Origin of the sequence: Streptomyces melanogenes, from assembly GCF_014649795.1 — a bacterium.
Classification (GTDB): domain Bacteria; phylum Actinomycetota; class Actinomycetes; order Streptomycetales; family Streptomycetaceae; genus Streptomyces; species Streptomyces noboritoensis.
The window spans coordinates 263,505-277,198 of the sequence record NZ_BMTS01000011.1 but is presented as its reverse complement, the minus strand read 5'-3'; the positions used below and the strand labels follow the sequence as shown (position 1 = coordinate 277,198).

9 protein-coding genes are annotated in these 13,694 nt (G+C 72.4%); 7 read left to right on the top strand and 2 right to left on the bottom strand.

Features of this window, described 5'->3' with window-relative positions:
* Positions 1 to 99 precede the first annotated feature (99 nt).
* From IE252_RS24550 to hflX, 5 genes are all read left to right on the top strand, one after another.
* The gene (locus IE252_RS24550; protein ID WP_373298598.1) at positions 100 to 684 is read left to right on the top strand and encodes a hypothetical protein; all 585 of its coding nucleotides are present in this window, start codon (positions 100 to 102) and stop codon (positions 682 to 684) included.
* Between the two features lie 108 nt (positions 685 to 792).
* A complete protein-coding gene (gene dapF, locus IE252_RS24545) occupies positions 793 to 1,677 on the top strand; it encodes a diaminopimelate epimerase (protein ID WP_373298597.1) in 885 nt (294 codons plus the stop codon).
* Between the two features lie 139 nt (positions 1,678 to 1,816).
* Positions 1,817 to 3,904 (top strand): RelA/SpoT family protein, encoded by a 2,088-nt coding sequence (locus IE252_RS24540; RefSeq protein ID WP_190091635.1) that lies wholly within the window; start codon positions 1,817 to 1,819, stop codon positions 3,902 to 3,904.
* A gap of 79 nt (positions 3,905 to 3,983) precedes the next feature.
* On the top strand, positions 3,984 to 5,432 hold the full coding sequence (locus tag IE252_RS24535) for a M1 family metallopeptidase (RefSeq protein WP_190091634.1): 1,449 nt from the start codon (positions 3,984 to 3,986) through the stop codon (positions 5,430 to 5,432).
* A 174-nt stretch (positions 5,433 to 5,606) separates the two neighbouring features.
* Entirely contained in the window at positions 5,607 to 7,112 is a 1,506-nt protein-coding gene (gene hflX, locus IE252_RS24530; protein ID WP_190091633.1) for a GTPase HflX, read from the top strand.
* 100 nt (positions 7,113 to 7,212) lie between these two features.
* Here the strand turns inward: hflX and IE252_RS24525 are convergent, their stop codons facing one another.
* The gene (locus IE252_RS24525) at positions 7,213 to 8,382 is read right to left on the bottom strand and encodes a trypsin-like serine peptidase (RefSeq protein WP_190091632.1); all 1,170 of its coding nucleotides are present in this window, start codon (positions 8,380 to 8,382) and stop codon (positions 7,213 to 7,215) included.
* A 215-nt stretch (positions 8,383 to 8,597) separates the two neighbouring features.
* A complete protein-coding gene (locus tag IE252_RS24520; protein ID WP_190091631.1) occupies positions 8,598 to 9,821 on the bottom strand; it encodes a trypsin-like serine peptidase in 1,224 nt (407 codons plus the stop codon).
* A 403-nt stretch (positions 9,822 to 10,224) separates the two neighbouring features.
* Between IE252_RS24520 and IE252_RS24515 the strand changes: the two genes are divergently transcribed.
* Both IE252_RS24515 and IE252_RS24510 read left to right on the top strand, forming a co-directional pair.
* Positions 10,225 to 11,634 (top strand): diaminobutyrate--2-oxoglutarate transaminase family protein, encoded by a 1,410-nt coding sequence (locus tag IE252_RS24515; protein WP_190091630.1) that lies wholly within the window; start codon positions 10,225 to 10,227, stop codon positions 11,632 to 11,634.
* A gap of 28 nt (positions 11,635 to 11,662) precedes the next feature.
* A complete protein-coding gene (locus IE252_RS24510) occupies positions 11,663 to 13,609 on the top strand; it encodes an IucA/IucC family protein (RefSeq protein ID WP_229848768.1) in 1,947 nt (648 codons plus the stop codon).
* Positions 13,610 to 13,694 lie beyond the last annotated feature (85 nt).

Below are 13,694 nucleotides of genomic sequence, written 5' to 3'. Positions count from 1 at the left end.
ATGGCATCGGGACGCACCACCGGTCATTAAGGCACCCGCGCGCGTGCCATCATCGACCTCGATCGACCAGTGGAGTCCGAGTTGGGAGGGCGCGTGGCGATGGAGGCCGGCCCTCGCGACAGAGAGCACGGAACGCGGGACGAGCCCGCGCAACCGGGTCCTTCGGAAGTGACGGCAGTGTCGGAGGGGCCGGACGTGAGCGACGCCGGACGGGAGCCCGCCCACCGCGACGCCCCGGAGCCGAGCCCCGCGGAGCTGAGCGTCGGCGCCCTGGGCCCCGCCGTTCCGGGAGCCGTCGGGCTCACCCCCGACGGACCGCAGGACGACGGCGTGCTCGCCGAGGGCGGCGAGGTCGAGGTCGAGATCCGCCCGCAGCGCAGGCTGCGGATCTGGCAGCTCGCGCCGATCGTGATGCTCGCGGCCATGGGCTCGCTGATGTTCGCCTTCCCGCTCGCCTTCGAGTTCGGCGACGGCGGCCCGGTCGTGGCCATGCTCGGCCTCCTGATCAGCTGCTGCGCCGCCGGCTGGGGCATGATGGCCGCCCGCCGGGTCGGCTACACCTGGCCGGGCCTGCCCGCGCGCGGCTCGGGCGAGCGCCCCGACTGGCGGGTGATCGGGCTGTACGTGGGTGGCCTGGCCGCTGCGGTGGCCCTGGCCGTCTGGCGCGTGGCCCGGCTGCGCTGAGCGCCCGGCATCCCGTCCCCCTGATCCTGACGGGGACACGTCCCCCCGGCGGATCCGTCGTCCGGAGCTCCCGGCCCGTTGTCAGTGGGCACCCGTACGATTGACGGCGTGAACAACACCTCGCCGCTCACCTTCCTCAAGGGCCACGGGACTGAGAACGACTTCGTGATCCTCCCCGACCCGGACAACGCCGTCGACCTGCCCGCTTCCACGGTCGCCCGGCTCTGCGACCGCCGGGCCGGCATCGGCGGCGACGGGCTGCTCCACGTCGTGCGCAGCGCCGCGCACCCCGAGGCGAAGGCCATGGCCGACGAGGCCGAGTGGTTCATGGACTACCGCAACTCGGACGGCTCCATCGCCGAGATGTGCGGCAACGGCGTCCGCGTCTTCGCCGGGTACCTCCAGCGCGCCGGGCTCGTCGAGGAGGGCGACCTGGCGATCGCCACCCGGGGCGGGGTCAAGAAGGCGCACATCGCCAAGAACGGTGATGTCACGGTCTCGATGGGCCGCGCCGTGCTGCCGGAAGAGGGCGTCACCGTCACCGTCGACGGCCGCAGCTGGCCCGCCCGCAACGTCAACATGGGCAACCCGCACGCGGTCGCCTTCGTCGAGGACCTGGCCCACGCGGGCGAACTGCGCACGGTGCCGCCGTACAGCCCGGCCGCCGTCTACCCGGAGGGCGTCAACGTCGAGTTCGTCGTCGACCGGGGCCCCAGCCACGTCGCGATGCGCGTCTACGAGCGCGGCTCCGGCGAGACCCGCTCGTGCGGCACGGGCGCGTGCGCGGTGGCGGTGGCTGCGGCGCGCAGGGACGGCGCGGACCCGGCCGTCACCGGTGCCCCCGTGACGTACACGGTGGACCTCCCGGGCGGGACGCTGGTGATCACGGAGTTCCCCGACGGCCAGGTCGAGATGACCGGCCCCGCCGTGATCGTCGCCGAAGGCGTGATCGACCCGGCGCTGCTCGCGGCGGTTGAAACGGCTGTGGCCTGAACCTTCGCTCGAATGGGTGATCCGGTTCACGCTGAGCGAGAGCCGGACTGCGCCACGTGGTGGGGTCGGTAGCATCAAGCACCGGCCCGGAGGGCACGCCTGCCTTTCCACCGCCGGTCGATGCTGCCGGAGGTGCCCCATGAGTGCAGAGGCCACGAATCCTGACGCACAGAGTCGCCGACGCGGCCTTCCCAGGATCGACCTCCGCAGGCTGGGCCGGGCCGCCCTGCTGGGCCCCACCTCGCGCGACCGGCTGCCCGACGCCATCGGACACGTCGCCGAGGCGCACCGGGCCCACCACCCCGACGCCGACCTGGCGGTGCTGCGGCGCGCGTACGTCCTCGCGGAAACGTCCCACCGGGGCCAGTTCCGCAAGAGCGGCGAGCCGTACATCACGCATCCGCTGGCCGTCACCCTGATCCTGGCCGAACTGGGCGCCGAGACCACCACGTTGACCGCCTCGCTGCTGCACGACACCGTCGAGGACACCGAGGTGACGCTCGATCAGGTACGGGCGGAGTTCGGCGAGGAAGTCACCTATCTGGTCGACGGCGTCACCAAGTTGGAGAAGGTCGACTACGGGGCGGCGGCCGAGCCCGAGACCTTCCGCAAGATGCTCGTCGCCACCGGCAACGACGTACGCGTGATGTCGATCAAACTCGCGGACCGGCTGCACAACATGCGCACCCTGGGCGTGATGCGCCCCGAGAAGCAGGCGAGAATCGCCAAAGTCACCCGTGACGTGCTGATTCCGCTGGCCGAACGGCTGGGGGTGCAGGCCCTCAAGACCGAACTGGAGGATCTGGTTTTCGCCATCCTCCATCCCGAGGAGTACGAGCGCACCCGGGCGCTGATCGCGGCCAACTCGGGCTACGAGGACCCGCTGACCACCATCGCGGACGGCGTCAGGGCGGTGCTGCGCGAGGCCGGCATCAGCGCCGAAGTCCTCATCCGGCCACGGCACTTCGTCTCCGTCCACCGCGTCCAGCTCAAACGCGGAGAGCTGCGCGGCACCGACTTCGGCCGACTGCTCGTCCTGGTCGCCGAGGACGCCGACTGCTACGCCGTCCTCGGTGAGCTGCACACCTGCTTCACCCCGGTGATCTCCGAGTTCAAGGACTTCATCGCCGCCCCCAAGTTCAACTTGTACCAGTCGCTGCACACGGCGGTGGCGAGCTCCGACGGCGCGGTGGCCGAAGTCCTCATCCGCACCCACCAGATGCACCGGGTGGCCGAGGCCGGCGTCGTCGCCCTCGGCAATCCGTACGCCGGGGGCGGGCCCGGCGACGGCGCCGACCCGGCGGCCGACGAGCGCGAGGACCCCACCCGGCCCGGCTGGCTCTCCCGCCTCCTGGACTGGCAGCAGAACGCGCCGGACCCCGACACCTTCTGGTCCTCCCTACGGGAGGAACTGGCGCAGGACCGCGAGATCACCGTGTTCTGCGCCGACGGCCGCACCCTGGGCCTGCCGGCCGGAGCGAGCTGTGTGGACGCCGCGTACGCCCAGCACGGCGAGGCCGCCCACCGCTGCATCGGCGCGCGCGTCAACGGCCGTCTGGCGACGCTCAGTACGGTCCTGAGCGACGGCGACACCGTGCAGCTGCTGCTCGCCCAGGACGCCGCCTCCGGGCCGTCCCCGGACTGGCTCGACCACGCCAGGACCCCGGCCGCGCGGATCGCCATCACCGGCTGGCTCGCCGCCCACCCCGAAGGCGTCAAGGTTCCGGCGGCCGCCCCCCGCCCGCAGGTCTCCGTCACCACCGACCGGCGCAGCGCCGCCAACGCCGTCACCGACCTGCCGGACGCGACCGTACGGCTCGCGGGGTGCTGTACGCCGGTGCCGCCCGACGCGGTCACCGGTTTCGCGGTGCGCGGCGGCGCCGTGACCGTGCACCGCGAGGAGTGCCCGGCAGTGGCCCGTATGACGGCCCTCGGACGGGCCAGGGTCGGGGTGCGCTGGGGAGAGACCGCCGCCTGCCGGGTCACGCTGGTCGCCGAGGCGTTCGGGCGCCCGCGCCTGCTCGCCGACCTCACCGAGGCCATCGCCACCGCGGGCGCCGCGATCGTCTCCGCCACTGTCGAGCCGCCCAGCGAGCAGCGGGTGCGGCACACCTACACGCTCCAGCTGCCGGACGCCGCCGAGCTGCCCGCCCTGATGCGCGTGATGCGCGATGTGCCGGGGGTGTACGACGTGAGCCGCGCGCAGCACCCGGCCGCGGCCGGCTGAACCGACGGCCGACGCTCGTTCGGGTGGGGGTGGTGCGCGTCGGCCCCGCCCTCGCACGGTGTGCTGGTAGCGGTAGGGCATGCTGCTCTCCTCACGCCGTGTGCGTGCCGCTCTGCTGGCCACCGCAGCCGCCTGTGTCCTGGCCGCCGCTCCGCCGCCGCCCGCCCCGGCCGGAATCGGCGACCCGCTCTTCCCGACGCTGGGCAACCCCGGGTACGACGTCATCGCGTACGACATCGGATTCACCTATCCGGGCGACAACAGCAAGCCGATGGAGGCCGTCACCACCATCGACGCCCGCGCCACCGGCTGGCTCGACCGGATCAACCTGGACTTCGCGCGCGGCACCGTCCACGGCGTCGAGGTCAACGGCAGGAAGGCCGAGTTCGCGAGCGCCCAAGAGGACCTGGTGATCACCCCGCGCCACCCGGTGTACCCGGGGGAGGAGCTGCGGATCACCGTCCGGCACACCAGTGACCCGCGCGGCGCCGAGGACGGCGGCTGGGTGCGCACCACCGACGGCCTGGTGATGGCCAACCAGGCCGACGCCGCCCACCGCGTGTTCCCGTGCAACGACCACCCCTTTGACAAGGCGATGTTCACCTTCCGGGTGGACGCCCCCAAGGAGTACACGGTCGTCGCCAACGGGCTGGAGACCGGCTGGACGAGGGAGGGCGGCCGGGCCGTCTCCACGTACCGCACCGAACACCCGATGGCGACCGAGCTCGCCCAGGTCTCCATCGGCCGCTCGGCCGTGCTGCGCCGCGAGGGGCCGCACGGGCTGCCCGTGCGCGACGTGGTCCCGGCGGCCGACCGGCAGCGGATGGAGCCCTGGCTGAAGAAGACGCCCGCCGAGATCGCGTGGATGGAGAACCTGGTCGGTCCGTACCCGTTCGAGACGTACGGCGTCCTGATCGCCGGCGCGGACACCGGGTTCGAGCTGGAGACCCAGACCCTGTCGCTCTTCGAGCGGTCGCTGTTCCTGCGCACCGGGTTCCCCGAGTGGTACGTGGACTCGGTGATGGTGCACGAGCTGGCCCACCACTGGTTCGGCGACAGCGTCTCCCCGCGCGCGTGGTCCGACCTCTGGCTCAACGAAGGGCACGCCACCTGGTACGAGGCGCTGTACGCGCAGGAGCACGGCAAGCGGCCGCTGGAGACCCGGATGCGCGAGGCCTACCGCCAGTCCGACGCCTGGCGCGCCGCGGGCGGACCGCCAGCCGCCCCCAAGCCGCCCGCCCCCGGCCAGAAGATCAGCATCTTCCGGCCCGTCGTCTACGACGGGAGCGCGCTGGTGCTGTACGCGCTGCGGCAGGAGATCGGGGAGGCGAGGTTCGGCGAGCTGGAGCGGCGCTGGGTGAGCGACCACAAGGACGGGACGGCCAGCACGGCCGACTTCACCGGCCTCGCGTCCGAGGTCGCCGGGCGCGACCTCGCCGGGTTCTTCCAGGGCTGGCTGTACGGGGCGAAGACGCCGCCGATGCCCGGGCACAAGGACTGGCGCAGCGTCGCGCCCCGGCACGCCTAGGCCTACGGCACCCGCCCTGTCGGGCGCCGGAAAACCGGGGTGACGGCCCCGGCGGCACCGTGCGACCATCGTCGGGTCGGCGGCGCCGCCGGGGCCGGATTCCACTCGGGAATCTTTCGGGTCCATTACGCGTTGTGACCGACGTAACCGCAATTCCAACGACGTAAGGATCCAATGACCTCCTCTTCATCCCCTTCCCAGGACGAGCAGAGCTTCGCGGAGAAGAACCGCACCGAGAGCCTTCGGGCCGATGCCCTGATGGAAGAGGACGTCGCCTGGAGCCACGAGATCGACGGCGAGCGGGACGGCGCGCAGTTCGACCGCTCCGAGCGCGCCGCCCTGCGGCGTGTGGCGGGCCTCTCCACCGAGCTGGAAGACGTCACCGAGGTCGAGTATCGCCAGCTGCGCCTGGAGCGCGTCGTGCTGGTGGGCGTCTGGACCACGGGCACGCTGAAGGACGCGGAGAACTCCCTGGCGGAGCTCGCGGCCCTCGCCGAGACGGCGGGCGCGATGGTGCTCGACGGTGTGTACCAGCGCCGTGACAAGCCCGACCCGGCCACCTACATCGGCTCCGGCAAGGCGCAGGAGCTGCGAGACATCGTCCTGGAGTCCGGCGCCGACACCGTGGTCTGCGACGGTGAGCTCAGCCCCGGCCAGCTCATCCACCTGGAAGACGTCGTCAAGGTCAAGGTGGTCGACCGGACCGCCCTGATCCTCGACATCTTCGCCCAGCACGCCAAGTCCCGAGAGGGCAAGGCCCAGGTCTCGCTCGCCCAGATGCAGTACATGCTGCCCAGGCTGCGCGGCTGGGGCCAGTCGCTCTCCCGGCAGATGGGTGGTGGCGGCTCCGGCTCGTCCGGCGGCGGCATGGCCACCCGTGGTCCCGGTGAGACCAAGATCGAGACGGACCGGCGGCGGATCCGCGAGAAGATGGCGAAGATGCGCCGGGAGATCGCGGAGATGAAGACCGGCCGCGAGATCAAGCGCCAGGAGCGCCGTCGCAACAAGGTCCCCTCGGTCGCCATCGCCGGGTACACCAACGCGGGCAAGTCCTCCCTGCTCAACCGCCTCACGGGCGCGGGCGTGCTGGTGGAGAACGCGCTGTTCGCCACCCTCGACCCGACCGTGCGCCGGGCCGAGACCCCCAGCGGCCGGCTCTACACCCTGGCCGACACCGTCGGGTTCGTCCGGCACCTGCCGCACCACCTGGTCGAGGCGTTCCGCTCCACCATGGAGGAGGTCGGCGACTCCGACCTGATCCTGCACGTGGTGGACGGCTCGCACCCGGCTCCGGAGGAGCAGCTGGCCGCCGTGCGCGAGGTGATCCGCGAGGTGGGCGCGGTCGACGTGCCCGAGATCGTGGTGATCAACAAGGCGGACGCGGCCGACCCGCTGGTCCTCCAGCGCCTGCTGCGGATCGAGAAGCACTCCATCGCGGTCTCGGCGCGTACGGGCATGGGCATCGAGCAGCTGCTCGGCATCATCGACGCCGAACTGCCGCGCCCCGAGGTCGAGATCGAGGCCCTCGTGCCGTACACGCACGGACAGCTGGTCTCGCGGGCGCACGCCGAGGGCGAGGTGATCTCCGAGGAGCACACCCCGGAGGGCACCCTGCTCAAGGCGCGGGTGCACGAGGTGCTTGCGGCGGAGCTCGCTCCGTACGTACCGGCCAAGCACTGACCACGCGCGCGGCCGGGCACTGACCGGCTCGCTTGAACGAACAAGGCCCGCCCCCTCCGTACGAGGGGGCGGGCCTTGTCGTCGTCAGGTGCGGTCGGCCTTACCGGCCGCCGTACTTCTGACTCATCTGGGTGAAGATCTGCTGGGCGCCGGGGCCCAGCTGGGGTCCGGCCAGCCAGCCCGAGGTGACCGGGCCGATCGAGGTGTTGGAGACCAGCTCCGCCTTGCCGCTCTTGCCGGTGATGAACCAGCCGCCGCCGGAGGAGCCGCCGGTCATCGTGCAGCCGATGCGGTACATCGCGGGCGTGCTCGGGGCGACCGACAGGCGGCCCGGGCGGTCGACGCACTTGAACATCTTCAGGCCGTCGTACGGCGGCGCCGCCGGGTAGCCCCAGGCGCCCATCGCCGAGACGGAGTGCGCGTCCGGCGTCGAGAAGTTGACGGTCAGCGCGTTGCCGACGGTCTCTTCGAGCGACTTGCCGCCGCTTTCCGGGTTCACGTGCAGCACGGCGTAGTCGTACGGGGCGCCGGTGCCGCCGGTGTGGCCGCCGCCGGCGATCCACTCGCCCGAGGTCGAGGCCCAGTCGGCCCAGTAGGCGCCGTACGGGGCGATCTCCTGCGACTGCGCGTTGCGCAGCTGCGCCGCCGACTTGCCCTGGTCGTTGTAGGCCGGGACGAAGGCGATGTTGCGGTACCAGCCGCCCTTGGCGCCCGCGTGGACGCAGTGGCCCGCGGTCCAGACGAGGTTGGACCTGCCGGGGTGCGCCGGGTCCTTCACGACGGTGCCCGAGCACACCATGGAGCCCTCGGGGGAGTCGAAGAACACCTTGCCGACCGGGGCGGCGTAGTTGTGGTAGGGCAGGCTCTCGGCCTTGGCCTGAACAGGCCGCGGCTCCGGATCGCTGATGCCCGGGGCGCCGTTGACGTCACCGGCGGCCATGGTCTTCTGCGGGTCCTTGGCGGACCGCATCCGCTCGGGCTTCCACAGGCCCGCGATGACCGGGTTGACGAAGTCCTTGGCCTCGCGCAGCCACTTGGCCTGGTCCCAGTTCTTCCAGTCGCCGTTCTTCCACTTGTCGAGGTCGACGCCGTGCTTCTTGAGGGCGCCGGCGACGTCGTCGGGAAGGCCCTGGTCGCCCTTGCCCTGGGCGGTGCTCGACGCGGACGGCTTGCTGTCCGCGCCGTCGTCGCCGGGGCCGCACGCGGTGGCCGTCAGCGCGAGTGCCGCCGCGAGGCCGGTGGAGGCCAGCAGCGGACGTATGGATCGCATGGAAACGATTCCCCCTGAGTTGTGCTCGTACCTTGTTCAGTTGCGCGTGCCGGGCGGCACGCCGGGACGGCGTGTTGCCATGGGCACGTCATATCGGGAAACGGGGTCTTCCGGGACCGCCGTTGCGCAGCCCCCCACTATGCCGGTAGCTCGTGGGGGTCTCGTACAGGGGTCCGGGAGCTCTCGTGGAGAGAGCTCCCGGACCCCGGCCGGGCCTACTGGCCCGCGTACTTGTTGCTGACCGAGTCGTACACGCCCTTGGCCTCCGGGCCCAGGCGCGGGCCCGCCAGCCAGCCGGCCGTGACCGGGCCGATGGAGGTGTTGGAGACCAGCGCGGGCTTGCCGTCGGCGCCCGCGGCGATCCAGCCGCCGCCGGAGGATCCGCCGGTCATGGTGCAGCCCAGGCGGTACATCGTCGGGGTGCTGGCGTCGAGCGAGAGCCGGCCCGGCTTGTCCTTGCACTGGTACAGCTTCTGGCCGTCGTACGGCGGCGCGGCCGGGTAGCCGTTCGCCGTCATGCTCGCGATCTTCGGCACGGCCGGGGCGTTGAAGTCCACCGGCAGGGCCGTGCCGACCGTCTCCTCGAGGGACTTGTTGCCCTTGCCCTTCTCGGGGGTGACGTGCAGCACCGCGAAGTCGTACGGAGCGCCCTGGCCGCCGGTCGGGCCGCCGCCCTGGATCCACTGCTGCGAGGTCTGCGCCCAGTCGGCCCAGAACACGCCGTACGGCGCGATCTGCTGCCGGGTCGCCTTCTTCAGCTGCGCGAGCGACAGGTCGGCGTTGTTGTACGAGGGCACGAAGGCGATGTTGCGGTACCAGCCGCCCTTGGCGCCCGCGTGGACGCAGTGGCCCGCCGTCCACACCATGTTGGACTTGCCGGGGTGCGCCGGGTCCTTCACGACGGTCGCCGAGCAGACCATCGAGCCCTCGGGGCCGTCGAAGAAGAGCTTGCCGAGCTCCGGCAGGCTCTCGTGGTACGGGGCCTTCTGGGCCTTGGCCTTGACGGGCGCCGGGGTCGGGTCCGTCACGCCCTTGTCGCCCGAGATGTCGTTGGGGACGGGCTTCTGCGGGGGCTTCTCGGCCTTCCGCATCCGGTCCGGGTCCCACAGGTCCTGGATGATCGGGTTGACGAAGTCCTTGGCCTCACGCAGCCACTTGGACTTGTCCCAGTTCTTCCACTCGCCGTTCTTCCACTTGTCCGGGTCGATCCCGTGCTTCTTGAGCCGGTCCTTGATGTCGTCCGGGATCTGGAGGCCGTCGTCACCGGCGGTCGCCGAGGCGGTCGGCTTGGAGTCGGCCTTGTCGTCGCCGCCCGGACCGCACGCGGTGGCGGTCAGGGCGAGAGCGGCCGTGAGGCCGAGCGCGGCCAGCACGGGGGAGGTCCGGCGATGTGCGCCCCTCCCACCATGGGCCGCGGAGTTCGGACGTGTCGGTCGCATGTTCTTGATCCCCCTGGGACTTCGGTACTGAAGCTGCTGTTGCGCGGTGCAGCCACCGTTGCTCCACCGCTTGCCGTTACTGAAGCGAACCCGCCGACTTCGTCGAAGTCGGCGGCCCACCTCGCTCCGGCCGAAAAGTTCCGGCCGAAGTGCGGCCCCCACTATGCCGGTGCCGGTTGGGACGGTGCGCGGCAGGGCCGCGGTTCCGCTCCGCAAGGATCTTCCCGTTTGCCCGTGATCCTCCGGCTCCGGCGTCGTTGGTACGTACGGGGGACGACACGCCAGCGTTCAGCCCCACCGTTCGCACCGGGCAACGGGCGTGCCACGGAACCGTCACAGGGTCCCGGCGCGCGGCTGGCGCAGCAGGCACAGCGGAGCGCGCACCGTGGGAGGACCAGAACTCGTGGCCGTGACCGAATCCGCGCCGGTACCAGCGTCGGCCGAGCTTCCGACCACACCGCCGCGGACACCGCCCGCCCACGAGGGGATCCTGCGGCGGCAGTCCCTGCGCGAGTCCGCCGCCCGGACGTACGCCCGCTCGCTGCCGATCGTGCCCGTGCGGGCGCGCGGACTGACCATCGAGGGGGCGGACGGGCGGCGTTACCTCGACTGCCTCGCCGGCGCGGGCACCCTGGCCCTCGGGCACAACCACCCGGTCGTGCTCGAAGCCATCCGCAAGGTCCTCGACTCCGGCGCCCCGCTGCACGCGCTCGACCTGGCCACCCCGGTCAAGGACGCGTTCACCACCGAGCTGTTCACCACCCTGCCGCGCCCCCTGGCCGACCACGCGCGGATCCAGTTCTGCAGCCCGGCCGGGACGGACGCCGTCGAGGCCGCGCTGAAGCTGGTCCGCACCGCGACCGGCCGGGGCGGACTGCTCGCCTTCACCGGGGCGTACCACGGCATGACGGCCGGCGCCCTCGACGCCTCGGGCGGCGCCTCCAACGCCCGGGTGACCCGGCTGCCCTACCCGCTCAACTACCGCTGTCCGTACGGCGTGGGGGGCGAGCGCGGCGCCGAGCTCGCCGCCCGCTGGACCGAGAGCCTGCTCGACGACCCCAAGGGCGGGGTGCCCGCCCCCGCCGGAATGATCGTTGAGCCGGTGCAGGGCGAGGGCGGGGTGAATCCCGCGCCCGACTCCTGGATGCGCCGGATGCGCGAGATCACCGCCGCCCGCTCCATCCCGCTCATCGCCGACGAGGTGCAGACCGGCGTGGGCCGCACCGGCGCCTTCTGGGCCGTCGAGCACAGCGGGATCGTGCCGGACGTGATGGTCCTCTCCAAGGCCATCGGCGGCTCGCTCCCGCTCGCCGTGATCGTCTACCGCGACGACCTCGACGTCTGGCAGCCCGGCGCCCACGCGGGCACCTTCCGGGGCAACCAACTCGCCATGGCCGCGGGCACCGCGACCCTCGCCTACGTCCGCGAGAACGGGCTCGCCGAACGTGCCGCCCTGCTCGGCGGCCGGATGCTCGCCCGGCTCCAGGGCCTGGCGGCGGACCACCCCACCATCGGCGACGTCCGCGGCCGGGGCCTGATGATCGGCGTCGAACTCGTCGACCCCGAGCGCGAGGACCCGCAGACCGGCACCGCGGCCGCCGCGCCCGCGCTGGCCACCGCCGTCCAGCGCGAATGCCTGTGCCGGGGCCTCATCGTCGAACTCGGCGGCCGCCACTCCAGCGTCGTACGGCTGCTGCCTCCCCTCACCCTCACCGACGAACAGGCGGTCGCCGTCCTCGACCGGCTGGCCGACGCCCTGGCCGCCGCGGAGCGCGCGACCCGCCACCGGACCGATGCCGGGCCGTCCCACTGACCCGGTCCACCACACAAGGAAGCCCACCGTGAACCGCATCCCCGCACCCGACGCGCCCGATGGCTCCGGCCGCCCCACCGCCCCTTGCGGCCCCCTTGTGGCAGAGACGGCGACGGTGCCGCGCCAGAAGGCGGGGATCCACGGCGAACGGCTGCCCGCCACCGACCAGGACTCCCACGGCCAGGGCGCCCGCGACCAGGACCCCCGGGCCCAAGTCCCCGTGGGCCAGGACCTCCTGGAGCGGGAGCCGCTGGACCACCCGGACCCGCAAGCCGCCGCCGAGGCCGCGGCCGTCGAGAACCTGCTCCGCTGCTGGGTACGGGAGAACGACCTCCCCGCACCCGAAGGGCCCGTGCTGCGCATCCGGCTGCGCGCCAGCGGCACCGCCCTGCTCGTCCCCGTCCGGTACTGGTCCGCCACCGGATGGCACCGCTTCGGCACGCCGGAGCTGGAGGGCGCCCCGCACGGCGCCCCGGCCGTCGACGCCGTCACCGTGGCCGCCCTGATCAACCGCGAGTCCGGCCGCAGCGAGGGCGCCGATCTGGTGGGCCGCGTCGCCGATTCGGTCCGGCGCACCGCGGAGTTCATCGCGGAACGCCGCCGCCACCCCGGCCCCGCCGACGAGGCCGACCTCTTCCTCTCCGCCGAACAGTCCCTCCTTCTCGGTCACCCCCTCCACCCCACCCCGAAGAGCCGCGAAGGACTCTCCGAGGCTGAAGTACGCCTCTACTCACCCGAGTTGCGCGGCTCCTTCCCGCTGCACTGGATGGCCGTCGACCGCACCGTGCTCGCCGCCGACTCGGCCTGGACGGACGGCGGCCGACCGGTCACCGCCGATGAACTCACCGCCCGGCTCGCCGCCGGACTCCACGTCCCGGCGAACACCGTGGCGCTGCCCGTGCACCCCTGGCAGGCGCGCGAGCTCGCCCACCAGCCGGCCGTCGTCGAACTGCTCGACGCCGGGTTCCTGCGCGACCTCGGCCCCCACGGCGACCCCTGGCACCCCACCTCCTCCGTCCGTACCGTGCACCGGCCCGGCGCCGACGCCATGCTGAAGCTCTCCCTCGGCTTGCGCATCACCAACTCCCGCCGGGAGAACCTCCGCAAAGAACTCCACCGAGGCGTGGAGGTCCACCGGCTGCTGCGCACCGGCCTCGCCGAGCAGTGGCAGGCGGCGCACCCCGGGTTCGACATCGTCCGCGACCCGGCCTGGCTCGCCGTCGACGCCCTGGACGGCCAGCCGGTGCGCGGGCTCGACGTGATGATCCGCCACAACCCGTTCGGCCCCAGCGACGACGCCGTCTGCATCGCCGCACTGACCGCGCCGCGCCCGCTGCCCGGCCGCCCCGACAGCGCGATGCACTCGCGGCTCGCCGACATCGTGGCCAAGCTCGCCGCCCGCACCGGCCGCCCGACCCCGGCCGTGGCCGCCGAGTGGTTCCTGCGCTACCTCGACCAGGTCGTCCGCCCCGTGCTCTGGCTGGACGCCACGGCCGGGATCGCGCTCGAAGCCCACCAGCAGAACACGCTGGTGCTGCTCGACCCCGACGGCTGGCCCGTCGGCGGCCGCTACCGCGACAACCAGGGCTACTACTTCCGCGAGTCCCACCGGAACGCCCTCGAACGCCGACTGCCCGGAGTCGGCACCGCCAGCGACACCTTCGTCTCCGACGCCGTCACCGACGAACGCTTCGCCTACTACCTCGGCATCAACAACGTCCTCGGCCTCGTCGGAGCCTTCGGGGCCCAGCGCCTGGCCGACGAGCGCGTGCTCCTCGCCGCCCTGCGGCAGTTCCTGGCCAAGGCCACCGCACTCGGCTCGCCGCTGCCCGCGTACCTCCTGGACAGCCCGACCCTGCGTTGCAAGGCCAACCTCATGACCCGGCTGCACGGCCTCGACGAGCTCGTCGGCCCGGTCGACACCCAGTCCGTCTACGTCACCATCGCCAACCCCCTTCACACCACCGGAACTTGATCACCACGACTTGATCCCTTTGATCTCCACGAACAGCTGAATGAGGAGAGAGGAACGTCGCCGTGCCTCCCACCGATGCGAGCAC